This is a genomic window from Pseudobutyrivibrio ruminis CF1b, assembly GCF_000424005.1.
Classification (GTDB): Bacteria; Bacillota; Clostridia; order Lachnospirales; family Lachnospiraceae; genus Pseudobutyrivibrio; species Pseudobutyrivibrio ruminis_C.
Genome location: NZ_AUJB01000004.1, coordinates 16512 through 43144, shown reverse-complemented (window position 1 = coordinate 43144; position 26633 = coordinate 16512). Strand labels below are relative to the sequence as shown.

Sequence of the window (26633 nt, the reverse complement as noted above, 5' to 3'; positions counted from 1 at the left end):
TTATTGTTTGTGGATAGAGAAAAAATAGAAGATAAAGACGTTGTTTTCCAGACGGGAAATGATGTTTTGGCACCGGTGCTGAATAGTTTTGTTTTACATGTTCTCACCGAGGCAAAGAACAAGGGAATCAAAACCTTATTCTTTTTGGCAAGAGATGCCTATTTTGATTACCTGGTTGCGGAGAAATATGTTAGAGAATTTAATCTGGATATCAAATGCAAATATCTGTATGTTTCAAGATTGTCACTTAGAATTCCGCTTTATCATTTAGATTTAAATCAGGCATTATCATATATCACTTTGGGTGGAGTAGATGTTACTCCTGCCAAAGTGTTAAATCGTTCTGGGCTTAAACCGGAACAGGGAGAGAAGTTTGCTAAAAAAATAGCTGATTGTCTTCAAATTAAAGAAGAGGATCAAATCCCAAGACACAGATTGGGGGAAGTTAGAAGTATCTTAGAATCTGATGAAGAATTCATAAAGATACTCACAGAGAACTCAAAAAATGAGTTTGGTTATGCACTGGATTACCTTAAGGAGTGTGGATTCGGGGATAAAGAAAAGGTAGCTATTGTGGATAGTGGATGGGTTGGTTCAATCCAGCTCAGTCTTAATCAGTTCCGTAAATGCTTAGGCGTGGAGGAACCACTGGAGGGATATTACTACGGCCTGTATGAAATACCAGCAAAGGCCAAAGAACAGTATTATCATTCGTTTTTGTTCGGACCAAGATCCGGACTTAGAAAGAAGGTAGATTTTAATAATTGCCTGTATGAGTGTATTTTTTCAGCACCACATGGCATGACATTAAGATATAAAAGAGAGTCAGATAGGACTGTTCCAGTTTTATCGGATGTATCTACAAAACAGATTGATTATTTAAATCAATTGGAGAGCATTTTTAGTACTTACCAGTCAGAGCTATTTGCCAAATTAGGTAGCTTTGAAGAAATATGTAAATCGTTCAATAATCCTGCAACTCAGGAAAATATTGAGAAGACGTTATTCAGATTTATGTCGTATCCATCAAATGAGGAGGCAGAGGTTTTTGGAAAGCTTCATTTTTCAGATGATGTGATTGATTACGACAATGCAGTTTTGGCAGCAAAGTTGACAGAGCACGATTTGCATGACAATCACTTCTTGATGAGGGTCTATTACGAACTGAGAGAGAAGATTTTTGGACATAGATATGTTGTCAATATTTCAGGATGGTATGAAGGCTCAGTTATGCTTTATTCGAAGCCATCCAAGATTAGAAGACACTTAACAGAATACAGACATTACAAATATTATTTGCAGTATAGCAAAAGAAAGCGTTGGATAAGAGAGCGTGAGAGAAATGACAAGACTTAAATTTAGAAGACTAGCAGCTACGCTAATATTTATGTGCTTCTTAGTAATTAATTCAATAAATGTCTACGCCATTGGTGGAGAGGTTACTTTCGGTTCGGAGGAGTATACCGAGGAAGAAGATTCAAAATTCTTCATAGGTGTTTATGTAAGCACCACTGACAGAAATCAGGATTATCATATTGAGCTTAAATATGATAACAAGCGCATGAGCTACATCAAGGGCGGCGAATCTGAGGAAGATGGCATTATTACGTTAGAGGGAAGCGGATTATCTTCAACAAGAAAATATATGCTTTCATTTGAAACACTTTCAGGTGGAAACAGCTATATTTCAGTTGTAGATGGTTATACCTGTAATGCAGATGGTACTAACAGACAATCACTTGATGAATTAAAAAGTGTAAATGTATTTATTGAGGGGGAAGATACAGTCGGCGAGACCGAAGAAGAGACAGAAGAGCCTGAGTTGGAGGAGACCCAGGTGGTAGCAGCAGACAGAGTTTCACCGGTAAATGATGTTGTTTCAACACAGACTAGTGTTGAACAGAAAGAAAGTGAAAGTTCAAACGAAATGGTATTAGAAACAAATTTTTTAGAGACTGTTGAATCCACAATTGGTATTGTGCCAATGATAGTAGGCACAGTGTGCATTTTTTTAGCTATCATGGGAATTGTTGCTGCTGTGGTAGTGAAGCATTCGAAGAAGAGAAGAAGAAATAGAGAGCTAGATAAAGAAAAAAGAGCTCTTAGACATAGTAAATACTTTAGTAACAACGTAGATGTGGAAGATTTAGAGGATTCTGAAACAGTAATTTCAGTCCAGAATGTAACCATGAAATTTAAGGTTGCTACCCAGAGCGTTTCAAGCATCAAAGACTATTTCATTCAGTTAGTAAAAGGAAAGCTTTCTTATAGAGAGCTAGTTGCACTGGATAATATTAATTTTGATGTATATAAAGGTGAGGTAATGGGGATTATTGGAACCAATGGTTCTGGTAAGAGTACTCTTTTAAAAATTGTTTCAGGAGCCCTTAGACCAACAGAGGGTAGGGTTGAATTAGATAGAAGAAAAGTTCAGTTATTAACTCTTGGTACTGGATTTGATATGGAGCTTACAGCAAGAGAAAACGTTTATCTTAACGGTGCAATCATCGGATACTCAAGAGATTTTCTTGATGAGCATTATGATGAAATTGTTGAGTTTGCAGAGCTTGAAGGCTTCATGGAAGAAAAGGTTAAAAATTTTTCTTCTGGTATGGTATCAAGACTTGGATTTGCAATTGCAACAGCTGGAGACGCAGCTGAAATTCTTATCCTTGATGAGGTTCTTTCAGTTGGTGATGAATTCTTTAGAAAGAAGAGCTTAAAACGTGTTAAGGAAATGATACATGGTGGTTCGACCGTTCTTTTAGTATCTCATGGTATGGGAACAATCCTTGAAAACTGCGATAGAGTAGTTTGGATTGAAAAAGGCCAGATGAGGATGATAGGTGAGCCCAAAAGTGTATGTGCAGCATATCGTGAAATGGGGGCAGGGGCATAATGCGAGAATACTTAAATGCCCTGTGGGAGCTCACAAAAAGAGAGTTGCGTAGAAAATATGCAAGAAGCTATTTGGGAATATTGTGGAGTAGTTTGTATCCCTTCCTTAGAATGCTTCTTGTAGTTTTCCTGTTCTCAACTATTTTTGATAAGGGAATAGATAGATATCCTGCTTATTATTTCACTGGATATCTTATGTTTGAGTTTTTTAATGTTGGTTCAGTTACTTCGGTTACCACATTAAGAGATAACAAAGATTTGTTAATCAAGTCGAAGCTTTCAAAAAAGACATTCGTAATGTCCAGAGTAAATACCGCATTTATAAATTTACTTCTTGGAAGTATCCCGTACATAGGAGTATTGATTTATTACAAGGCGATATTGACTCCTGCATGTTTATTAATAATTCCTGATTTGTTTTTCCTATATCTTTTCGTAACGGGAATGTCTTATATATTGTCAATCTTATACGTATATTTTAAAGATATCAGGAATATTCATGTTCAGTTGTTGAATCTCTGGAGATTCTTTATTGCTCTATTCTATCACGTAGATTGGGTCTCACCTGGAGTGAGAAAGTTTATAGAGCTGAATCCTATATATTCATTTATAAAAATTAGTAGAGATTGTTTAATCTACGGAAGAGTATCTGAGGGTAGATTTTTTGTTCAGGCAATCCTATATAGTGTTGGTGTTTATTTGCTTGGAAGTATAATTTTTGAAGCAAAGAAAAACTCTGTATTGTTGAGGTTGTAAGTGATGTTAGATATAAACAGAATTAGACAGAATATGTTTATCATTCAGCAGTTGGCAAGAAGAGATAAACGAAGAGAGAATGCATCAACTAGTTTAGGTCAAGTTTGGCAGATATTAAATCCGTTCATAAACATGATGGTACTCGTAGTGTTGTTCTCAACTATTTTTAAGACAGATAGTTTTGTGAATTATCCATTATATATTTGTACAGGAACACTGATATATGAGTTCTTTCTGTTGGGAACTAATGGATGTATGCATTCACTGGTGTCGAATAGACAGTTTTTAATTAAGACTACTATTGATAAGAATATTTATGTGCTCGTAAAAATATATGTAGCACTTATAAACTTATTCTTCTCGCTTATTATTTATGCGGGAATGATGATATGGTTTAAAATACCATTTCGATTTATAAATCTGCTGGTTATTGTAGATGTGGCGTTATTTTCAGTATTTGTCCTAGGGGTAGGCAAAATTCTCGCTGTGATCTACGTTAATTTTGCGGATATAGATTATCTTTACAAGATAATTACTTTATTTATTTTTTATGGAACTGCCATTTTTTATAAACCAGAACGACTAACTCCTGTACTTCAGGTGGTTATGTCATGGAATCCAATTTACATTGGTATTGCTATAGCAAGGCAGTTGTTAATAGATGGTATTTTCCCATCAATTCATTTGTGGATGAAATTGGGATTCTATGCCTTTGTATTTTATTTATTAGGTTCATTAATATTTAATAAAATGACAGAAGATATTGTGGCGAAGCTTTAGTAGTCAAAAGAAAGGGAATTGTAGTGTAATGAAAAAGAGTGGAAAAGGTAACAACATAAAGAAAACATTTAAGATCAACAGCAAGGCAAATATAAAAGAGTTGGTTAACTTTGATAGCAATGCTGATGTTAAGGTATCTATCATTGTTCCTATTTGCAATGTTGAGAAGTTTTTAAAGAAATGTCTCGACAGCATTGAGGTTCAGACATTAAAAGACATTGAAATCATCTGTATCAACGATGGTTCTAAGGACTCATCACTTGATATTATCAAGAGCTATTCTGACCGTGATAGCAGATTTAAGATTGTTGATAAGGAAAACTCTGGATATGGAGATTCTCTTAATATTGGCTTGAGCGTAGCTTCTGGTAAGTATATTGGTATCGTTGAGTCTGATGACTTTATCGATCCAGAAATGTTTGAGACTCTGTTTAATGTGGCAGAGGAAAAGAAGGCAGATATTGTTAAGTCTAACTTCTTCTTATATTGGGAAAATGGAAAAGATGGTCTTGGTGGCGAAATAGATGAGCTTCATGAGATTTCTACCATCGAAGAGGATAGAGCAGTTATAACACCTTTAACATATGAGGGTGGAAAAATCTTTAGTGCTAAGGCATCTATTTGGTCTGCTATCTATAATAGAGAGTATTTAAATAAAAATAAGATTTGCTTCTTACCAACACCTGGTGCTTCATTCCAGGATACATCGTTTACCTTTAAAGCATTTTCGTCAACAGACAAGATGGTATTAATTCACGATGCATTCCTTCATTACAGACAGGATAATGCTGGTTCGTCTGTTAATAATCTTGATAAAAAGAAGCACTGCGTATTAGAAGAGTATTCTGAGATTTTTGATTACATTGATAAGAATGATGATGAAGCAAAAGAAATGCTTAAAGTTGCAACAGCATCATTCTATGATGCATGTACATGGGCTTATGAGAGATTAAGCCAGGAGCTTAGATTTGAATACATTTGTCAGCTTTCAGAAATCTACAAGAAGCTTCTTAAGAAGATTCCTGCAAATGAGATTCCATTTGGCGAGTGCTGGTGGAAAACAAGTGGTATCGAGCGTATTGCTAACAATCCATTTGAGTATCACGTATGGAGAGAAGTTGAGCGTTACGAGCAGAATGCTGGTGTAATTGAATATGTAGAGGAGATGAAGAAGTCTTCTACATTCCTTGCAAACAAGAAGTCATTAGTAGAGAAAAATGCTAACCCACGTTTCTCTATTATCATTCCTGCTTATAACTGTGAGCACTATTTACAGGCATGTTTAGAGAGTGTTAGAGGACAGTCATACAAAAACTTTGAAGTAATTTGTGTAAATGATGGATCTACAGATCAGACTTTAGATATTCTCAAGTATTATGCAGCTATCGATGCAAGAATTTCATACATCGATGTTACAAACCATGGCCCTTCTTATGCAAGAAATCTTGGAATTAAGCAGGCAAATGGTGAGTATATCCTTTTCATGGACAGTGACGACTTCTACAATGCTGACTCATTAGCTGTACTAAATCAGAAGATAACAGAGTCAAATCCAGATGTTGTTACATATAGTGCAAACGTATACCCAATTCATCATTTCAATGATTGGTATGAGAATACATTACACGGACAGAACAATACTTTCGGCAAGCTTACTGTTGAAGATATTTTGGCAAATCCTTACTTGGGAGTATACATCTGGAAGTGTGCCTATAGAAGAGAGATGCTCAGAAGCAAGAAGCTCTACTTTGATAAGTCTATGAAGTATGGTGAGGATGCTTTATTCCTCATGAAGGTTCTTCTTGAATCTAACAAGACTATTTCTCTCTCAGACGAGTTATACAACTACCGTGTAGAAAATACTAATTCATTAATGCAGACAATTTGGAGTAAGCCAAATGAGTATGCGTTAACACAGAATCAGATTCTTGATAAGACATTAAAGCTTATGTATCAGTACGGTACTAAGCCATCAGCAGAGTTATTCGAATACAGCTGCAACTTAGTATTTGGAGGAATCGATGGTTCATTTGGTGAGACACGTATTAAGGCTATTAAGCAGTTTATCTCTATCATTAGAAAGTATAAGCTTTATACATGTGTTGAGCAGTCAAAGGATAGTGCAAAGGGATTCTATAATTACTGCTTAAGTGAAATAAACGCACATAAGGCAGCTACGGCTAAGCCATCATTTATTAAGCTTGGATTACGTCGTATCTTACCTGTATCAAGACAGTCTTACTATGACTATGAGGCTAAGAAGATTGAGTGTTTAGAGAGACAGATTCAGGCTCTTCACAATCTTCAGAATGATATGAACAACATGAGAAATGAGATTGACAGATTAAATAATGTTATCGCAGAAATTAACGCTGGAAATAACGTTAATTGTGTGAATGAGTAAATATAGATTGGAATTGGAATTATAAGAATGGATAAATCAATTATTAATGTAAATAGAACGGATTGTACTGGTTGTGGGGCATGTAAAGTTGCATGTCCTGTAGATGCCATCAAGTTGGAGTATGATGCTGATGGTTTCTTATATCCAGTTGTAACAGAAGCTTGTATTAATTGCGGAAAGTGTTCAAATGCATGTCAGGTTGTACATCCACTAGAAAAGTATCCTACACCTAAGGCGTATGCATTTATGGCTACTCAGCAAATCAGAGAGGTTAGCTCATCAGGCGGATTATTCTCTTTATTAGCTACTTATGTAATTGGTCAGGGCGGTGCTGTTTTTGGAGCAGTATACTCTGAAGGCTATAAAAGCGTATACATGACAAAGGCTGAGACTATTGATGAAATTGCTCCTATGAGAGGTTCTAAGTATGTATTTTGTGAGACAAAAGAAACATACAAAGAAGCTAAGGAATTATTAGATGCTGGTCGTCAGGTTCTTTACACTGGCACTCCATGCGAAATCGCTGGATTAAGAACTTATCTTGGTAAGGAATACGACAACTTATTATTAGTTGATTTTATTTGCCATGCAGCAAATTCAGTTAAGGCATACGAGTCTTGGCTCGATGAATTTACTGAAGGAAAAGAGCTTAAAAAGCTTGATTTCAGAGATAAGAATTTCTACAAGTGGTCTACACCAGCTGTTGCATATTTTAAGGACGGCTCAGTGAAGAAGCAGCCATACAATGAATGTTTCTGGTATAACGGATTCCTTGAGGGTGTTATCAATCGCGATAATTGTGCTCATTGTGCATACGCATGTGCAGAGAGAGTATCAGACATTACAATGGGTGATGCTTGGCAGGTTGCTCGCATTAATAAGGACTATAACGACGGTATTGGAACATCTTTAGTTCTTGTTAATTCTGAAAAGGGAAAAGATGTATTTAACCAAATTCAGACTGAATTAAAGAATATTGTCACTCTTTGTGAAGAAATACCACTTGAGGAGATAAGAAAATATAACGGAAATATCAATTTCCCACAGAAGCAGAGCCCAGCAAGAAAGTTCTTCTTCTCACACTTAGACGAGATGGGATACCACAAGGCTTTATGGTATGGCCGTGGAAGAAGATGGGACTTCGGTATTGTTGGATGGTGGTTTGCATCTAACTATGGTAGTGCATTAACTTACTATGCATTAGCTAAGCAGTTAGAAAGCATGGGCAAGGCATCAATCTTCATTCCTATTCCTAAGTTAGATGGAACACCTTGGGATGATGATACAAAGAAGGTAGAAGAATTTATTGGTAAGCATTTCCGCATTGCTAATAAGAGAGATAAAGAACACATGCACGAGATGAATCATTTCTGTGATGCATTCATGCTTGGTTCTGATCAGATGTGGACAGAAATTACAACAAACCTTGTTGGTTACACATTCTTCTTAGACTTTGTTGCGTCAGGAAAGAAGAAAATAGCTTGTGCCCCTTCATTTGGTGCAGGAAGATATTCTAGCAATCCTGATATGAGATTACAGGCATCAGTTTTACTTGATCGCTTTGATGCAGTCAGCGTTCGAGAAACAAGTGGTGTAGATATTTGTAATGAAGTATTTGGTATTGACGCACAGCAGATTATCGATCCTATTTTCTGGGTTGATCAGCAGGTATATGACGATTTAGCTGACCAGTCTGAAGTAAAAGATTTACCAGAGAAATATCTCTTCTGTTATGTTCTTGATCCAACAGACGAGAAGATTAAGATTGCAGAAAGAATTGCCAAGGAACGTAACTTAGAGATTGTTACAATCTTAGGGATGCGTGAAGCAAAGGATACAAGAGCAAAGTGGCCTCTTGGAAGAATAATAGATGAGGCTTCAGTAGAAGATTTTGTAAATGCAATTCGTAATTGCGAATATATGTTTACAGATTCGCACCACGGTGTTTGCCTTGCAATCAAATACAACAGAAACTACGTTGCAATCGGAAATGTAGCTAGAGGTTTAGATAGATTTACTACTGTAGGTGGATTGTTAGGATTAAATGAAAGAATCATTTCTCTTCCAAAGCAGGGAGTAGAAGATGTAGTTGCACTTGCTGACATTGATTATGCACCTGTTAACGAAAAGCTTTCATACGAGATTAATCGCGGAATCACATGGATGGAAGATGCCATGAAGCGACCAGCTAAGCCAGAGACACCAATGTACACAATGCTTCGACGTATTGAGGCTTTAGAGAAAGAAGTAGCAGAATTAAAAAACAGATAGGAGTGTAAGACAATGTACGATTATTTAATTGTAGGCTCAGGTCTTTTTGGAGCCGTATTCGCAAGACAGGCAACAGACGCAGGTAAGAAGGTTCTTGTTATCGATAAGAGACCTAACATTGCAGGTAACGTTTATACAGAAAAGATTGAGGGAATTCATGTGCATAAATATGGTGCACATATCTTCCATACAAACATGAAGCATGTTTGGGATTATGTTACTAAGTTTGCTACATTCAATCGTTTCACAAACTCACCTGTAGCAAATTATCATGGAGAGCTTTATTCTCTTCCATTCAACATGTATACCTTCAATAAGATGTGGGGAGTAGTTACTCCTGAAGAGGCTGCTGCTAAAATTGAAGAGCAGAGAAAAGAGGCTGGTATCACAGAGCCTAAGAACCTTGAGGAGCAGGCTATCTCACTTGTTGGTACAGATATCTATGAGAAGCTTATCAAGGGTTACACTCAGAAGCAGTGGGGCCGTCCTTGTACAGAGCTTCCAGCATTCATTATCAAGAGACTTCCTGTAAGACTTACTTTTGATAACAACTACTTCAATGCTCTTTATCAGGGTATTCCAGTAGGTGGCTACACAAAGATGGTTGAGAACATGCTTGATGGTATCGAGGTTCGTCTCAACACAGATTACTTTGAGAACAAGGCTGAGCTTGATGCTCTTGCAGAGAAGGTAGTTTACACTGGTCCTATCGATGCATACTTCGATTTCAAGCTTGGAACTTTAGAGTATCGTTCAGTTAGATTTGAGAACGAGACACTTGATAAGCCAAACTTCCAGGGAAATGCTGCTGTAAATTACACAGATGCCGAGACTCCATGGACTAGAATTATCGAGCACAAGTGGTTTGAATTTGGTAAGGATGATGAAGGAAATGACATTCCTAAGACTATCATCAGCCGTGAGTACAGCTCAGAGTGGAAGCCTGGTGATGAGCCATATTATCCAGTTAATGACGAGAAGAATGGCAAGCTATACGAGCAGTATAAGGAGCTTGCTGATAAGGAAGAGAAGGTTCTCTTCGGTGGACGTTTAGGTGAGTATAAGTATTACGATATGGATGCTGTAATTGATTCAGCATTAAAGTTTGCAGAGAAAGAATTATAAGATGAGTTCTATTAAAATTGCTCTCATTATTACTACTTATAAGAGAGAAGAATATTTAAAAAGAAATATTGAAATGATTCTCGGAACTAGCTTTTTTGAGAAGTCATCTAAGTACTACGGATGTTTGGAGGTGTTTATAGTAGATAACGCTTCTGAAATCCGTATAGAAGAGAGCGATTTTATACATGTCTTTTATAACAAAAACTCCGGTGGTTCCGGTGGATTCCAAAGAGGCCTGGTGGAAGTCAGAAAATCAAAATCTGACTTCTCCCATGTTGTCTTTATGGATGATGATGTTACTTTTAAAGACGATCTTTTTGAGAGGCTGTATGAGACTATAGAAAACCTGCCAGAGGATAAAAAGAATCATCCCATTGCAGGTAGAATGTTCAGAATGGATATACCAAATATTCAATGGACTGCGGCTGAATATTGGAATGGTGGCGAAGTAGGTCACATAGGATTTCATCTAGATATGTCTATTCCAGAAAACAGAATAGATATGAATAATAGCGATGGCGCTGAATACGGTGGCTGGTGGTTTTGTTGCTATCCGTATTCTTTTTGTGCGAAGAATAATATACTTCCATTCTTCATCCATTGCGATGACGTAGAATATGGACTTAGATGTGGCAAACAACCAGTTATAGCAGATGGTGTTCAGGTTTGGCATGAGATTTTTGCTACCAGACAGACACCTGTAATCTCTTATTATGACTGGAGAAATAGTCGAATTATAAATGCAATGTATGGATATGAAGCAGGATATGAAGCTGAGTATAAAAGATGGAAGGATGACATTACAGAATTTCACATCAACCATGATTACTACAATGAATACATGCTTATTTGTGCAATGAGAGATTTCATGAAAGGGGCAAGGTGGTTCTGTCATGTAAATTCTGCTTTCTGGCATAAGCATATATCTAAGGAGCATAAGAATGTTGAGATAAAGAATAAATTCTTATGGAGATATGTTGCACTAAAGATGAAATTTAGATATACATCCGTGATAAATAGTTACGAAAAATTAAGGGGTAAAAATGAGGCTACAAATATACGTATTCCTGGTTAATAAACATCCTGGAATTAAAAATAAATATCATGCCATGCATGATGGTGCTACAGGTCTCAAGAAGATTTTGTCATACTTATATCTAATGTGGCTAAATTTTGCATATTACTTTTTATTTATGCATTTCCTTGGTAAAGATGATAAAACTAAGATTTTTGAGTACAAGAATATCGAATATAAATCTTCTGAGATGGCACATTTCAGAAAGGAATTCCCATATATATCAGTTGATAAGTTTGTGGAAAAGCTTTCGGGGTATGACATCATCTCATTTGATATATTCGACACACTCATATTTAGACCATTTTCAGAGCCAGCAGATTTGTTTTATCTGATTGGTTGTAAATTGGATTTCCTTAACTTTAAGGATCTTAGAGCCCGTGCTGAATTTGAGGCAAGATTAATCAGAGCTGATAAGTTAAAAAAGCAAAAGAAATATGTTGATTATGAAATCGATTTAGATGATATCTGGAACCGTATGTACAATATCACAGGTCTTGACGCAGCTAAAGGAAAGTCTATCGAGGAAGAATTAGAGTACGATCTTTGCTATGCTAATCCATTTATGTTAGAGGTTTTCAAAAGACTAAAAAAAATGGGTAAGCGTATCGTTATCACATCAGATATGTATTTGACAAAGGATTTCCTTTTTAAAATGCTTGAGAAAAACGGCTATACAGGTTATGAAAACATTTTTGTTTCTAACGAATATCACAAGAGCAAAAGTGATGGTCGTCTTTACGAAGTAGTAAAGAAAAAGATGGGAGAGGACCTTTCTTATATCCACGTGGGAGATAACACTCACAGTGATATTAAGATGGCTGAGAAGAACGGATTTAAGACTCTCTATTATCCAAATGTAAATAGAAACGCTTTGTTATATCGTACTTACGATATGTCACCAATCATCGGTGGTGCATACAGAGGTGTTGTAAATAATCGTATCTATTCAGCAGCAGATGCAAAGCCTGCATCCATGGAATATGAGTATGGATATATTTACGGTGGACTTTTCGCCATGGGCTATTGCTCTCATATTCATGAATATGCAAAGCTTTACAACATCGACAAGCTTCTTTTCTTATCACGTGATGGAGATACCTTAATGCAGGTATACGAAATGATGTATCCAGAAGAAAAGAAAGCAGGGAAGTTGGAGTATGCTTATTGGTCAAGAAAAGCAGCCACTATCCTTACTTTCGATTTGGATAAAAACGATTATTTCCGTCGATTCCTTTACCACAAGGTAAATCAGGATTATAAGCTTTCTGAAATATTATCTTCCATGGAATTGGATTCTTTGGCTGATAAAATTGAAGGCTATACCATAGGTAATAGAAAAGTAGACCTGATTGGCAAAGAAGGAAGAAAGATTAAACTTCACCTTGATGATGAGCTTACAGTTAAAAATGTGGAAGTTGTAAGAGTATTCCTTGAAGAGAATGCCAACAGAATCATTGCTCTTTATCAGCAAAGAGACAAGGCTGCAAGAAAGTACTATGAGAAGATGCTTGAAGGCTCACAGAAGGCTCTTCTCGTTGATATTGGATGGGCAGGCAGTGGTGCTATAGCTATTCGTCGCCTGTGCCGTGAAAAGTGGAATATTCCATGCGATATCATTGGTATGATTGCAGGTACTAACACTGTTCATAATGCTGAGCCATACCAGACAGAGACATTCTTACAGACAGGTGTAATGAACGCTTATCTCTATTCACAGAGCTTTAACCGTGACCTGCTTAAAAAGCATGACCCAGCTAAAGACTACAATGTTTTTTGGGAGTTAATTCTTGGTTCGCCAACAAAGCAGTTCAAGGGATTTAAATTACTTGAGAACGGCTCAATAGGATATGACTTTGGAAACTATGATGATAATCTTGATGGAATAAAAGAAACTCAGCAGGGTATTTTTGATTTCTGTAAAGATTACATTGCCTCTTTTGGTTCACCAGAGGATGGCTCATACAAGCAGCTTTATGCAATCAGCGGTAGAGATGCATATGCACCTCTGCTTGCAGCATCAGGAAATAAAGAAATATATCTTAAGGCAATTCGTGACAGGTTTAAATTGGAACCAAATGTTGTTTAAGATTTAGCTACACCATGTGTCAAATCAGACACATGGTGTTTTTTATATAAAACAGGACATTTCGGCAAGAATGCAACAAAAAAATAGCAATTCTGAAAGTTCTGTTAAATTTCTATTAATAGAAGGTTAATCTTTGGTATAACTACTGTGAACTTCCGTATTTAAGCCATTTCACGTGATATTCTTTGTAAAAGAACTATTATTTATCCCCCTGCAGTTTAGGAGGAACAGGCTATGTGGAATAAATATTTTACAAAGAAAAATCTAAGACCTTTCTTAAGCGGTACTCTAATTGCAAGTATCATTGTTTTCAGTTTGGTAGGAGGTATCAAAAGCTATTTTGATTCAGCCTATCTTCTCCAAATCAAGGAAGACGCCGTACCTTTGGCAATGCAGGGAATCTATAAGTATTGCCCTACCTGCATAAACGGCCTGGTACTGTATTGCTCTAACCAGGCAACTCCAGGAGAGGTAAAGGATGGCATATGCTTTAATGAAACTAAAGTAATGTCTACTACGGCAGGAGCCTGGGATTCAGTACAGGTATGCGATCCATCTGTTGTGGAAGGTGACTTTGTTTTCCAGGGAAAGAACTATAGATATCTGATGGCATATCTTGGTTGTGCCACATATGACTGTACTGCAAATGAAGTGGGATTTGCAGTATCAAACAACCTGCAGACCTGGCGTAAGACAGGACGTGTAGTGGAAGCTATTCGAGATGGACACTGGGGCGTGGGCCAGCCATCTTTGATTAATTATAATGGCGTGATTTATCTGTTCTATACCAGTGGTACCTCATCTCAGACCACCACATACGTAGAGCAGTTGGATTGCAGCGATTTAGGCAATGTACAGCATCTGGGCAAGAAACACATCACCTGCAGCTATGACTTCATTAGTAACGCGGATTTCGCTTTTACAGATGATGCTATTTATATGACCTGTGATACACATCCATTCCCTGGTGGAGCGTTGAATTTCATTTCAGCGCAACAATCAGTATATATGGCTCCTTGGAACGGTACACTGGATTCCCTTGAAGGCATAGGCTGGGAAAGGATAGCACTTATTGGTGCAGAAACTACAGGTCATGCGAGAAACCACAATGGCTGCTTCTCAAGAGATGGGGCAGGAAGACTTGCATCCAGAATTTTATATGTATCCACAGCTGATGAAATCGGTTCATGGAGCGAAAATCTCTATACTTATAGATTTACAGCAGTAGGGTTCTAAAAAGCTTGTTAAGAATTTAACTAAAATTTTTATACGTATAGACACAATTTGGAAACCGTAGATATATACTGCGGTTTCCATTTTTGCGTAAAATCAAGGTTTTTTGACAATTATTTAACAAGCGGAGTGTGAGAATTGAACGAAAAGAATTGTTATTATCTGAAAACGACTTCTGATGTGATTATTCTGTGAAATATTTTGTTTGAAATTGTGTCTCGTTTATGGTAACATTTTACCAACGGCGGCAGATTGAGGTTTATTTTTTTTGTCCGAGCTCGTTAAAAAATTAACAGTTTGAAACATGCTAAATTGTACAACATGCACAAATTGTGAATAAACGGTGTTCAGATATTTAAAAGTAATTACATCAATCCACCGAAAAACAAACAAAAAAGTATTTCTTAAAAAGGAGAAAGAAAACATGGGAAAAAAAGTAGTTATTGCTAGCGCATGTAGAACAGCCATTGGTACAATGGGCGGATCACTTAGCAACACTCCAGCAGCAGACTTAGGTGCTATCGTTATTAAGGAAGCAGTTAAGAGAGCTGGTATCAAGCCAGAGGACGTAGAGCACGTATACATGGGATGCGTTATCCAGGCTGGTTTAGGACAGAACGTTGCTCGTCAGGCAGCTATCAAGGCTGGTCTTCCAAACGAGACAACAGCAGTTACAACAAACGTTGTTTGTGGTTCTGGTCTTAACTGTGTTAACCAGGCTGCACAGATGATCATTGCAGGTGATGCAGACGTAGTAGTAGCAGGTGGTATGGAGAACATGTCATTAGCTCCATTCGCACTTCCAAATGGTCGTTATGGTTATAGAATGACATGGCCATCAAACAGCCAGGGTGCTTTAGTAGATACAATGGTTAAGGATGCTCTTTGGGATGCATACAATGATTACCATATGATCAAGACAGCTGATAATGTAGCTGAGCAGTGGAAGCTTACAAGAGAAGAGCTTGATGAGTTCGCAGTTAACTCTCAGAACAAGGCTTGTGCAGCTATCGAATCTGGTGCATTCAAGGACGAGATCGTTCCTGTAGAAATCAAGAAGAAGAAAGAAACAATCGTATTCGATACAGATGAAGGCCCAAGACCTGGTACAACAATCGAAGGTCTTGCTAAGCTTAAGGCTCTTTATCCAGACGGAGTTGTTACAGCTGGTAATGCTTCAGGTATCAACGATGGTGCAGCTGCGCTCGTAGTTATGTCTGAGGAGAAGGCTAAGGAGCTTGGTGTTAAGCCACTCGTTACATTCGTAGCTGGTGCTCTTGGCGGATGTGCTCCAGAAATCATGGGTGTTGGTCCTGTACCAGCAACAAAGAAGGCTCTTGCTAAGGCTGGTCTTACAATTGATGATCTTGATGTATATGAGGCTAACGAGGCATTTGCAGCACAGTCTGTAGCAGTTGGTAAGGAGCTTGGCTTTGATCTTAACAAGCTCAATCCAAACGGTGGTGCTATCGCTCTTGGACATCCAGTAGGAGCTTCAGGTGCTCGTATCCTTGTAACTCTTATTTACGATATGATTCACAACCCAGAGTACAAGAAGGGTCTTGCTACTCTTTGCATCGGTGGTGGTATGGGATGTGCTACTATCGTTGAAAAGTACGAAGGCTAATTTTAAGAAATAGTTAATTTATAAATACTACGGAGGAAACAAAAATGAAGGTAGGCGTAATTGGCGCAGGTACAATGGGCCAGGGTATTGCTAAGGCATTTGCTCAGGTTGATGGTTATGAAGTAGCTCTTTGCGATATTAAGCAGGAGTGGGCTGAAGGCGGAAAGGACAAGATTGCTAAGGGTTATGCAAGACTTGTTGAAAAAGGAAAGATGGAGCAGGCAGCAGTAGATGCTATCCTCGCTAAGATCACACCAGGTCTTAAGGAAGACCTTTGCAAGGATTGTGACCTTATCGTTGAGGCTGCTTTCGAGAACATGGAAGTTAAGAAGACAACATTCAAGGAGCTTGACGAGATTGCTAAGCCAGAGTGCATCTTCGCTTCTAACACATCTTCACTTTCAATCACAGAGATTGGTAACGGTCTTAACCGTCCAATGATTGGTATGCACTTCTTCAACCCAGCTGACAGAATGAAGCTTGTTGAGGTTATCGCTGGTGTTAACACACCTGCTGAGACAGTAGATGCTATCAAGAAGATTTCTGAGGAAATCGGAAAGACTCCTGTACAGGTTAACGAGGCTGCTGGTTTCGTAGTAAACCGTATCCTTATCCCAATGATCAACGAAGCTGCTTTCATCAAGATGGAAGGTGTTTCTGATATCGCTGGTATCGATGCTGCTATGAAGCTCGGTGCTAACCACCCAATGGGACCACTTGAGCTCGGCGATTTCATCGGTCTTGATATCTGCCTTGCAATCATGGACGTTCTTTACAACGAGACAGGTGATAGCAAGTATCGTGCTTGCCCACTTCTTAGAAAGATGGTTCGTGGTGGTAACCTTGGATGCAAGTCTGGTAAGGGATTCTACGTATACAACGCAGACCGTACAAAGACAGCAGTAGATGCTCAGTAATTAAAATAAAAGGAGATTCAGATCATGGATTTTACATTAGATAAGAAGCATGAGATGGCTAGACAGTTGTTCAGAGAGTTCGCTCAGAACGAAGTTAAGCCAATGGCTCAGGAAATTGATGAGACAGAGCAGTTCCCACGTGAAAACGTAGAGAAGATGATGAAGTACGGTTTCATGGGTATTCCAATTCCAAAGGAGTACGGCGGACAGGGCTGTGACGTTCTTACATACGTTATGTGTGTAGAGGAGCTTTCAAAGGTTTGTGGTACAACAGGTGTTATCGTATCTGCACATACATCACTTTGCTGCGATCCTATCCTTACATACGGTACAGAGGAGCAGAAGCAGAAGTTCTTAGTTCCACTTGCAAGTGGTAAGAAGCTTGGTGCTTTCGCACTTACAGAGCCAGGTGCTGGTACAGATGCACAGGGCGCTCAGTGTAGAGCTGACGAAGATGGAGATTCTTGGGTACTTAATGGTTCTAAGTGCTTCATCACAAACGGTAAGGAAGCTGATATCTACATCGTATTCGCTGTAACAGATATCGTTGAGGATGCTAAGGGACGTAAGTCTAAGAAGTTCTCAGCTTTCATCGTTGAGAAGGATACACCTGGATTTACATTCGGTACAAAGGAGAAGAAGATGGGTATCCGTGCTTCTTCTACATACGAGCTTATCTTCCAGGATTGCCGTATTCCAAAGGAGAACCTCCTCGGCACAAGAGGTAAGGGATTTGGTATCGCTATGCACACACTTGATGGTGGTCGTATCGGTATCGCTGCTCAGGCTCTTGGTATTGGCGAAGGTTCAATCGATGCAACAATCGAGTTCGTAAAGGAAAGAAAGCAGTTTGGTCGTCCAATCGCTGCATTCCAGAACACAGCATTCCAGCTTGCTGATATGAAGGCTCGTATGGATGCTGCTAAGTATCTTGTTTACAACGCTGCTTGCACAAAGGACGTTTATACACAGGATCACAAGACAAGCTACTCTATCGAGGCAGCTGAGGCTAAGCTTTTCGCAGCTGAGGCAGCTATGGCTGTTACTACAAAGGCTGTACAGCTTCACGGTGGTTACGGTTATACAAGAGAGTACGATGTTGAGCGTATGATGCGTGATGCTAAGATCACAGAAATCTACGAGGGTACATCTGAGGTTCAGAGACTTGTTATCTCTGGCGCTATGCTTAAATAAGATTGTTTATTATCGTGTAAATAAAAGGAGATTAAATACATGAATATCGTAGTATGTATTAAACAGGTTCCTGACACAAAGGGCGGCGTAAAGTTCAACCCAGATGGAACTCTTGATAGAGCTTCAATGCTCGCAATTATGAATCCAGATGATAAGGCAGGTCTTGAGGCTGCTCTTAGAATTAAGGATGAGACAGGCGCAAAGGTTACAGTTCTTACAATGGGACTTCCAAAGGCTGATGATATGCTCCGTGAAGCACTTGCTATGGGTGCTGACGAGGCAGTACTTGTTACAGACAGACGCCTTGGTGGTGCTGATACATGGGCTACATCTTCAACAGTTGCAGCTGCAGTTAAGAAACTTGATTACGATCTTATCATCACAGGCCGTCAGGCTATCGATGGTGATACAGCTCAGGTTGGTCCACAGATCGCTGAGCACCTTGCACTTCCAGTTATCTCTTATGCAGAGGATATCAAGGTTGAAGGCAACAGCGTAATCGTTAAGCGTCAGTATGAAGACAGATATCACGAAGTAAAGGCTCAGATGCCATGTCTTATTACAGCTCTTTCAGAGCTCAACGAGCCACGTTACATGACTCCAGGCGGAATCTTCGATGCTTATGACAAGGAAGTTACTGTATGGGGCCGTGATGACCTCACAGATCTTGATGATGCTAACATCGGTCTTGCTGGTTCTCCAACAAAGATCGCTAAGGCTTCAGACAAGGTTCGTAAGGGAGCTGGCGAGAAGGTAGCTCTTGACCCTAAGGAGTCAGTAGAGTATATCATGAACAAGCTTAAAGAGAAGCATGTAATTTAATAAGAGGAGGCAAACAGAATGTCATTAGAAGAATACAAGGGCGTAGCTATATTCGCTCAGCAGGTTGATAATAAACTTAGCTCAATTGCCTTCGAACTTATCGGCAAGGCACATGAGCTTGCAGCAGATTTAGGAACAGACGTTACAGCAGTTGTACTTGGTAAGGATATCGCAGGTCTTGCAGATAAGCTTGGCGAGTACGGTGCAGATAAGGTTGTTCTTATCGACGATCCAGCACTTGAAACATATCGTACAGAGCCATATGCACAGGCTCTTACAGCTTATATTAATGAGTACAAGCCAGAGATTATGCTCGTTGGCGCTACAGCTATCGGTCGTGATCTTGGTCCTACAGTTTCAGCTAGAGTTCAGACAGGTCTTACAGCTGACTGTACATCACTTGAGATTGGTGATTTCCCACTCGTAGCTAAGGAAGGTCAGGAGCAGAAGCACAATCAGCTTCTTATGACTCGTCCAGCATTCGGTGGTAACACAATCGCTACAATTGCTTGCCCAGACAACCGTCCACAGATGGCTACAGTTCGTCCTGGTGTTATGCAGAAGCTTCCTAAGGAGGCTGGTAGAAAGGCTGAGGTTATCAACTTCAAGCCTGAGATTAAGGAAAACAACAGATTCGTTGAGATCCTTAACATCGTTAAGAACGTTACAAATACAGTAGATATCATGGACGCTAAGATTCTTGTATCTGGTGGTCGTGGTGTTGGTTCTCCAGAGAACTTCAAGCTCCTTGAGGATCTTGCAGAGGTTCTTGGCGGAACAGTATCTTGCTCACGTGCCGTTGTAGATTCAGGCTGGAAGCCAAAGGATCTTCAGGTAGGTCAGACAGGTAAGACTGTACGTCCTAACGTTTACTTTGCAATCGGTATCTCTGGTGCTATCCAGCATACAGCAGGTATGGAAGAGTCTGATATCATCATCGCTATCAACAAGGATGAGACAGCTCCTATCTTTGATGTAGCTGATTACGGTATCGTTGGTGATCTTAACAAGATCGTTCCAGCTCTTACAGAGGCTCTTAAGGCTGAGCTTGCAGCTCAGAACTAATTTTTGAGCAGAGTACCTAATTTAATTTCGGGGCAATATCTATTCATTCAATTGATTAGATTTTTCCTATAATTTCTTTCTTTAATTTTTTTAGAGGCGAGTCCGTAGGGCTCGCCTTTAGTAATTATAAGTGGTAGAATCAACGTATGAACAGTTCAAAAATCGATATGACTCATGGCCCTCTCTTGGGCAAATTAATTATCTTTACTATCCCTATTATATTGTCAGGTGTGTTACAGCTCCTTTTTAATGCAGCTGATGTAATTGTAGTGGGCCGTTTTGCAGGCGAAGCCAGCCTTGCAGCTGTAGGTTCCACTAATTCTTTGATAAATCTCATGACAAACCTGTTTATAGGTATGTCTGTTGGAGCTAATGTTTGTGCTGCCCAGTTTTTTGGCGCAGGACAGTTTAAAGATGTAAGAAAGACAGTACATACAAGCACGGCATTTTCATTGATATGCGGTGTTATTCTTATATTTATAGGTGCTTTTGGTGCCAAACCTATGCTTGAGCTAATGGGCTCTCCAGCAGATGTTATTTCACTGGCAGCTCTCTATGTGCGTATCTATTTCATAGCCATGCCTGCTATCATGCTTTACAACTTCCTGGCAGCCATACTTCGCTCGGCCGGAGACACTAAGCACCCACTTATTTTTCTTACAGTGGCAGGTGTGATTAATGTACTTTTCAACCTGGTGCTTGTCATTGTTTTCAAATTGGGAGTGGCAGGCGTTGCAATTGCCACTGTCACATCCAACTACATTTCCTGCGGAATGCTTGTAGCGTTCTTTATGAAGCAGGATGATGCCTTAAAGCTTGAAATTCCAAAGATTTCAATAGATGGAAGAATCCTTAAGAAGATTATCAGAATAGGACTTCCAGCTGGTATCCAGGGTACAGTATTTTCACTTTCAAATGTAGTAATCCAATCAGCTATCAATTCCTTTGGTACCGCGGTAATCGCAGGTTCTTCTGCGGCTGGAAGTATCGAGGGATTCGTATATATTTCAATGAACTCTGTATCTCAGACCTGTGTCACCTTCGTAGGACAAAACTATGGTGCAGGTGACGAGAAGCGAGTAAAGAGAGTAATCTTTGAATGCCTTGGAATCGTTACTGTTGTGGGTCTTGTTATGGGAAATCTGGCTCACGGATTTGCAGGTACACTTCTTGGCATTTACACAGACAGCCCAGAGGCCATCGCTGCAGGCACATTGCGTCTCTTCTGGGTATGCTGCCCATATTTCCTATGCGGAATTATGGATTCGCTTACAGGTGGTCTGAGAGGACTTGGAAATTCTACACTACCAATGATTGTCTCATTGCTTGGGGCTTGTGCAACGAGACTGATTTGGATAGCCACATATTTCCAGATTCACCATACGCAGAATGTATTATTCTTCTCTTACCCAGGCAGCTGGTTCCTGACTCTCACGGTACACAGCATCTGCCTGACTATTATTTATAAGAAGTGGGTACAGAAGAAGAGTAGTGAGATAAGAATATAGGAGGTTTTTACATGTACTGGAAGGAAATGCTATCAGCTATAGCTAAACCTGATAAAAACGCTACAAGATACGAGCTTTCCACAGACTTTAAATATACAGGTCTGCAGGAATATCCGCGCCCTCAAATGCAGCGTAAATCATACATAAACCTGAATGGCCAGTGGGATTACAGGGTAATAGATGGCAAAGGCCAGGTGGCATGTTCAGGCCCTATAGAGGTCCCATTTTCTCCAGAGACTAAGCTTTCTGGCACAGAAAGACATATCCTCCTTCCAGAAGAGACTCTGGAATATACTAAGGTTTTTGAAATCGATAAGATTAAAAATAATAAGCATCTGTTGCTGCATTTTGGTGCAGTAGATCAGGTGGCTCAGGTATTTTTAAACGGTATTAATCTCGGCATTCATGAAGGCGGTTATACATCATTTTCTTTTGATATCACAGATTATGTTGTGGAGGGCAATAACGAGCTGAAGGTAAAGGTTCGAGATTATACAGATAAGGTGGGCTATGCCCGCGGAAAGCAGAGTATGGAGCCTTGCGGAATGTGGTACAGCGCCCAGAGCGGTATCTGGCAGACCGTATGGATGGAGTGGGTAAGTGATGCCTATGTCACCAATATGGTTATCACTCCGGATATTGATAATGACAGAGTCTACATAGATTTGAAGGTTTCTGAGATGAAGGGACAGGTCAGAATCATTTCCTCTAATCCAGATTTAATTAAAGACTTCAATGTAGAAAATATGCGGGATGACAAACTGCATGTAGTGGTAAATCTTAATGAATATAAGCTATGGACTCCAGATGAACCACAGCTATATTTCATCACTGTTGAGTATGGCAAGGACAGCTTTTCTACCTACTTTGCCATGAGACATTTCGGTGTGGAAAAGGATGAAAAAGCCATTCCGAGACTTACCTTAAATCATAAGCCACTTTTCATGCATGGTGTGTTGGATCAGGGCTATTACCCAGAGAGCCTTATGACACCACCTAGCGATGACGCCATGATTTATGATATAGAGATGATTAAAAATCTCGGCTTTAACATGATTCGTAAGCACTGTAAGGTGGAGCCAATGCGCTGGTATTTCCACTGCGACAGGCTGGGAATGATAGTGTGGCAGGATATTGTAAATGGTGGTACAAAGTACGATATGAACATGATTTGCAATATTCCTACAGTAGTACGACCATTTGGAAATACAAAGGATAAAAACCGTCTTTTCCTGAGATTTACAGGTCGAAACACAGAGAAATCCAAGGAAGTATGGCATAAAGAATGCAAGGAAATGATGGAGCAGCTCAGAAGTGTTCCATCGCTGGGCCAGTGGTGTCTTTTTAATGAAGGCTGGGGACAGTTTGACGCCAATGACTGCCTGAAATACGCACTAAAATTCGATGATACCAGACCTATAGATGCAGCTTCCGGCTGGTTCCACGAAGACTGCGGAGATATATTCTCTGAGCATAAATATTTCGAGGAGCTGAAGGTGAAGCTGGGAGAGCGCCCTTATGTAATTTCTGAGTATGGAGGATTCTCCCTGAAAGTGGGCAATCATGTGATAAGAGATGCTGTCTATGGTTATAAGAAATACAGTCAGCAGAAGGATTTGCAGGATGCCTATAATGAATTAATTAAAAAAATAAAGTCCCTCGAAATTGAGGGACTTGCAGGTGCTGTGTTTACTCAGGCCACCGATATAGAAGATGAGGTCAACGGACTCATTACTTACGATCGGAAGGTGCAAAAACTGTATTAAACCAGCTCTGAGGGAATGCCATTCCAAGGATGATTCCCATAACGATTGCACCGGCTGTCTTTAGTGTAGACAAGCCTGACTGGCTGAAGTTGTTCATGTCATTCATAATTAAATAGAACGAGGTATAGTAGATTCCTGCGCCGGGTACCAATGGGAAAATTCCTGAAATAAGGTAAACGGTGACAGGATTCTTTCTTTTTGAAGCAAGTGCTCTTGAGAAGAATGTGAGGGCAAATGAACCAACAACATTTCCAAGAGTAGGAGCATCCAGCATATTGAAGAAAATCGAATAGAAAATCCAGCCGATAGCTCCTGAAATACCACAGTATAAAAGCTCTGATTTTGGTGCTGAGAATACGATGGCAAATGCGATTGTTGCCACCATGCTGACAACAAATTCAATAATAAAATTAACGTACATTATAAGTAGGCACCTCCTCCGCAAAGCTGAACAATGGTAATTACAATACCTACGCCAACTGCGATACAGAAGGCTGTGAGGAGGGCATCAATTAATCTGATTGAGCCTGAAAGGTAATCGCTGTTAATGAAATCCCTGATACTGTTTGTAAGTGGAATACCAGGAACAAGTGGCATGATGCCACCGATGATTATCTTATCGTAGTGGATAGGAAGTCCTGTAAATGCAAAAAGAATTGCAAGTATGGAAATAAAGATACTACCCAGTACATTTGTAACAGTTTTTGAATTGTTCATTTTGGATTCGAAATGAAGGAAAACTCGAAGCAGGCAACCTACGATAGTGGCCATAACTCCGTCTAATGCTGTTCCTCCAAACAGGTAAGCAAATCCGCCGCAGCCGATTCCTGTGGCAATTATCATTGCTGGAAGTCTGTACCCTGGAAGCTTTTTATATTCTGCCAGCTTTACCCAGGCATCTTCTATTGAAATGTTCTTTGCGCATACCTCTCTGCAAAGACTGTTAAGTGCTGCAATTCTGGCCAGGTGCATTGGGTACATAGGGACATGGCGAATCATTGAGCTGGCGTGCTCAGTCACCTCATCTGCACTGGCAAAGATACCATTACTGAGAACGTATACGTCACAGTCAGTGATATCATATGAATTTAGGATGGCAAGGACACTGTCCTCAACCCTGTAAACCTCTGCTCCATTTCTCAGAAGAATATCTCCCAATTCAACGGCAAAGGATAAGACCTTTTTTGTATCTGTCATAGTGTCTCCCATTAAAATAATATCTCAAGATGATTATGTATTAATTTTTCTTTTTTTTCAACACCGGTGGATAAAATTAACGATTGTGGATAACTTTGTGGGAAAAATATGTTCGTTGAAATATGACTCACTTGGGTTACAAATAGGCTTTAAGCCTTGAAAAATCATACTTTACCAGACTAAACTTTCAGACTATTAATCATGTTATAAACACATGATTGAACTTATCCTCAATTCAGAAAACATAATTGTGGAAAATGTGGATAACTGAATATTCAAGTTGATACATATATCAACACTATAAAAATCCGACTTTTTGATGAGTAGTGTTGAGATGTATTAAGAAATGTGCGTCAAAATGAAATTTATTATGTTATACTATTTGGCGGATATTTAGCATATTTATATGTAAATATATTAAAGTAATAAAAAGTAGGAGGTCTAATAATGGCAGAGAATAGTTCATGTTCTTCAGCAAGCAGCTGTTCACGTAGCTCATGTGAAGGTTGTCCTTCAGCAGAGGCAGCTAAGGCTGGAGTTAGAAATACAGCTTTTCTTGAGGCACCTAATGCTAACTCAAAGATTAAGCATGTAATCGGTGTAGTTTCAGGTAAGGGTGGCGTTGGTAAATCCCTTATCACATCATCACTTGCAGGTGTTATGGCACGTGCAGGATATAAGGTAGGTATCCTTGATGCTGATATCACAGGCCCATCTATTCCAAAGATGTTTGGTGTCCATGGTCCTGCAGCAGCAAGCGCAGAGGGCGAGATGCTTCCTGAGATTGCTGAGGACGGCACAAAGATTATGTCAGTTAATCTTATCCTTGATGATGAGGAGTCTCCAGTAGTTTGGAGAGGTCCTGTTATCGCAGGCGTTGTAAAGCAGTTCTGGACAGATGTTGCATGGGGCGAGCTTGATTATCTTTTCGTAGATATGCCTCCAGGAACAGGTGATGTTCCTCTTACATGCTTCCAGTCACTTCCAGTAGACGGCATTGTTATCGTTACAAGCCCACAGGAGCTTGTACAGATGATTGTTAAGAAGGCTTACAACATGGCTGATATGATGCACATCCCAGTTCTTGGTCTTGTGGAGAATTATTCTTACATCAAGTGTCCAGATTGCGGAAAGAAGATCGAAATCTTCGGTGAGAGCCATATCGATGATGTAGCTGCTGGTCTTAACATTCCAGTTATTGGAAAGCTTCCAATGGACAGAGCTTTCGCTACAGCTGCTGACGCAGGTCGTATCTTTGACGTAGAAAATGAGTACCTTACAGGTGCTAAGGAAATATTAGAGAATTTAAAGGAGATTTAATATGGCACAGAATCCTATCGTTACAATCGAAATGGAAAATGGCGATATCATGAAGGCTGAGCTTTACCCAGAGATTGCCCCAAACACAGTTAACAATTTCATCAGCCTTATCAATCACAACTACTATGATGGAGTTATCTTCCACAGAGTAATCAAGGGCTTCATGATTCAGGGTGGAGATCCAGACGGTACAGGAATGGGTGGCCCAGGCTACTCTATCAAGGGTGAATTCTCAAACAACGGTTTCAAGAACGACCTTAAGCACGAGCCAGGTGTTCTTTCAATGGCACGTACAATGATTCCTGATTCAGCAGGAAGCCAGTTCTTCATCATGCACAAGAACAGCCCACACCTTGACGGCGAGTACGCTGCATTCGGTAAGGTTATCGAGGGTATGGATGTTGTAAATAAGATTGCTGAGGTTCCTACAGATTGGTCAGATCGTCCAACAGAGGAGCAGAAGATGAAGAAGGTTACAGTTGAGACTTTCGGAGAGACATATCCAGAGCCAGAGACAGTTTAATCACTCTTGCAAAAGAAAAAATATTATGATATTCTAACGGCACGCGTTTCGCGTGTCGTTTTT

21 protein-coding genes are annotated in these 26633 nt (G+C 39.5%); 19 read left to right on the top strand and 2 right to left on the bottom strand.

Translation table 11 applies throughout. The features are described from left to right. Nucleotides 1-9 precede the first annotated feature (9 nt). The 17 genes from G592_RS0101595 (at nucleotide 10) to G592_RS0101515 (ending at nucleotide 23530) form a co-directional block, all read left to right on the top strand. Nucleotides 10-1356: a hypothetical protein gene (locus G592_RS0101595; protein ID WP_028246273.1), complete on the top strand. Its 1347-nt coding sequence runs from the start codon at nucleotides 10-12 to the stop codon at nucleotides 1354-1356. Further along, complete coding sequence (locus G592_RS17995; RefSeq protein ID WP_330365367.1) at nucleotides 1343-2899, top strand: ABC transporter ATP-binding protein; 1557 nt, start codon at nucleotides 1343-1345, stop codon at nucleotides 2897-2899. Before G592_RS0101595 ends, G592_RS17995 begins: the two co-directional genes overlap by 14 nt. Next, nucleotides 2899-3654: an ABC transporter permease gene (locus G592_RS0101585; protein WP_036951494.1), complete on the top strand. Its 756-nt coding sequence runs from the start codon at nucleotides 2899-2901 to the stop codon at nucleotides 3652-3654. The genes G592_RS17995 and G592_RS0101585 overlap by 1 nt, the downstream gene beginning before the upstream one ends. Before the next feature lie 3 nt (nucleotides 3655-3657). Continuing rightward, nucleotides 3658-4434: an ABC transporter permease gene (locus tag G592_RS0101580; RefSeq protein WP_028246270.1), complete on the top strand. Its 777-nt coding sequence runs from the start codon at nucleotides 3658-3660 to the stop codon at nucleotides 4432-4434. A gap of 28 nt (nucleotides 4435-4462) precedes the next feature. Then, a complete protein-coding gene (locus G592_RS16825; protein ID WP_051194702.1) occupies nucleotides 4463-6838 on the top strand; it encodes a glycosyltransferase in 2376 nt (791 codons plus the stop codon). Between the two features lie 27 nt (nucleotides 6839-6865). Further along, nucleotides 6866-9109 carry a polysaccharide pyruvyl transferase family protein gene (locus tag G592_RS0101570; RefSeq protein ID WP_028246269.1) on the top strand — a complete coding sequence of 748 codons (2244 nt, stop codon included), beginning with the start codon at nucleotides 6866-6868 and terminating at the stop codon, nucleotides 9107-9109. A 12-nt stretch (nucleotides 9110-9121) separates the two neighbouring features. Beyond that, the gene (gene glf / locus G592_RS0101565; RefSeq protein WP_028246268.1) at nucleotides 9122-10234 is read left to right on the top strand and encodes a UDP-galactopyranose mutase; all 1113 of its coding nucleotides are present in this window, start codon (nucleotides 9122-9124) and stop codon (nucleotides 10232-10234) included. Nucleotide 10235: 1 nt separating this feature from the next. After that, nucleotides 10236-11309, top strand: coding sequence for a glycosyltransferase family 2 protein (locus G592_RS0101560; RefSeq protein WP_028246267.1), 1074 nt, complete (start codon nucleotides 10236-10238; stop codon nucleotides 11307-11309). Further along, nucleotides 11278-13398, top strand: a complete 2121-nt coding sequence (locus tag G592_RS16820; RefSeq protein ID WP_051194701.1) for an HAD family hydrolase — start codon at nucleotides 11278-11280, stop codon at nucleotides 13396-13398. The genes G592_RS0101560 and G592_RS16820 overlap by 32 nt, the downstream gene beginning before the upstream one ends. Nucleotides 13399-13632: 234 nt before the next feature. Next, a complete protein-coding gene (locus G592_RS0101550) occupies nucleotides 13633-14634 on the top strand; it encodes a hypothetical protein (RefSeq protein ID WP_028246266.1) in 1002 nt (333 codons plus the stop codon). A gap of 421 nt (nucleotides 14635-15055) precedes the next feature. After that, the gene (locus G592_RS0101545; RefSeq protein WP_028246265.1) at nucleotides 15056-16258 is read left to right on the top strand and encodes an acetyl-CoA C-acetyltransferase; all 1203 of its coding nucleotides are present in this window, start codon (nucleotides 15056-15058) and stop codon (nucleotides 16256-16258) included. A 44-nt stretch (nucleotides 16259-16302) separates the two neighbouring features. Next, nucleotides 16303-17175, top strand: a complete 873-nt coding sequence (locus G592_RS0101540) for a 3-hydroxyacyl-CoA dehydrogenase NAD-binding domain-containing protein (RefSeq protein ID WP_028246264.1) — start codon at nucleotides 16303-16305, stop codon at nucleotides 17173-17175. Nucleotides 17176-17199: 24 nt separating this feature from the next. After that, nucleotides 17200-18369, top strand: a complete 1170-nt coding sequence (locus G592_RS0101535; protein ID WP_028246263.1) for an acyl-CoA dehydrogenase — start codon at nucleotides 17200-17202, stop codon at nucleotides 18367-18369. Between the two features lie 39 nt (nucleotides 18370-18408). Next, entirely contained in the window at nucleotides 18409-19191 is a 783-nt protein-coding gene (locus tag G592_RS0101530; RefSeq protein ID WP_028246262.1) for an electron transfer flavoprotein subunit beta/FixA family protein, read from the top strand. An 18-nt stretch (nucleotides 19192-19209) separates the two neighbouring features. After that, complete coding sequence (locus tag G592_RS0101525; RefSeq protein WP_028246261.1) at nucleotides 19210-20256, top strand: electron transfer flavoprotein subunit alpha/FixB family protein; 1047 nt, start codon at nucleotides 19210-19212, stop codon at nucleotides 20254-20256. A gap of 146 nt (nucleotides 20257-20402) precedes the next feature. Further along, a complete protein-coding gene (locus G592_RS0101520) occupies nucleotides 20403-21764 on the top strand; it encodes an MATE family efflux transporter (protein ID WP_036951490.1) in 1362 nt (453 codons plus the stop codon). An 11-nt stretch (nucleotides 21765-21775) separates the two neighbouring features. Further along, the gene (locus G592_RS0101515; RefSeq protein WP_081660279.1) at nucleotides 21776-23530 is read left to right on the top strand and encodes a glycoside hydrolase family 2 protein; all 1755 of its coding nucleotides are present in this window, start codon (nucleotides 21776-21778) and stop codon (nucleotides 23528-23530) included. On the opposite strand, the gene G592_RS0101510 is transcribed toward G592_RS0101515, so the two are convergent. Both G592_RS0101510 and G592_RS0101505 read right to left on the bottom strand, forming a co-directional pair. After that, nucleotides 23496-23951 (bottom strand): threonine/serine exporter family protein, encoded by a 456-nt coding sequence (locus G592_RS0101510; RefSeq protein ID WP_028246258.1) that lies wholly within the window; start codon nucleotides 23949-23951, stop codon nucleotides 23496-23498. The genes G592_RS0101515 and G592_RS0101510 overlap by 35 nt on opposite strands. Then, the gene (locus G592_RS0101505) at nucleotides 23951-24727 is read right to left on the bottom strand and encodes a threonine/serine exporter family protein (RefSeq protein WP_028246257.1); all 777 of its coding nucleotides are present in this window, start codon (nucleotides 24725-24727) and stop codon (nucleotides 23951-23953) included. Before G592_RS0101505 ends, G592_RS0101510 begins: the two co-directional genes overlap by 1 nt. A 447-nt stretch (nucleotides 24728-25174) precedes the next feature. On the opposite strand from G592_RS0101505, the gene G592_RS0101500 reads away from it, so the two are divergent. Beyond that, complete coding sequence (locus G592_RS0101500; protein WP_028246256.1) at nucleotides 25175-26047, top strand: Mrp/NBP35 family ATP-binding protein; 873 nt, start codon at nucleotides 25175-25177, stop codon at nucleotides 26045-26047. A 1-nt stretch (nucleotide 26048) separates the two neighbouring features. Beyond that, the gene (locus G592_RS0101495; protein WP_028246255.1) at nucleotides 26049-26570 is read left to right on the top strand and encodes a peptidylprolyl isomerase; all 522 of its coding nucleotides are present in this window, start codon (nucleotides 26049-26051) and stop codon (nucleotides 26568-26570) included. The last annotated feature ends 63 nt before the right edge of the window (nucleotides 26571-26633 follow it).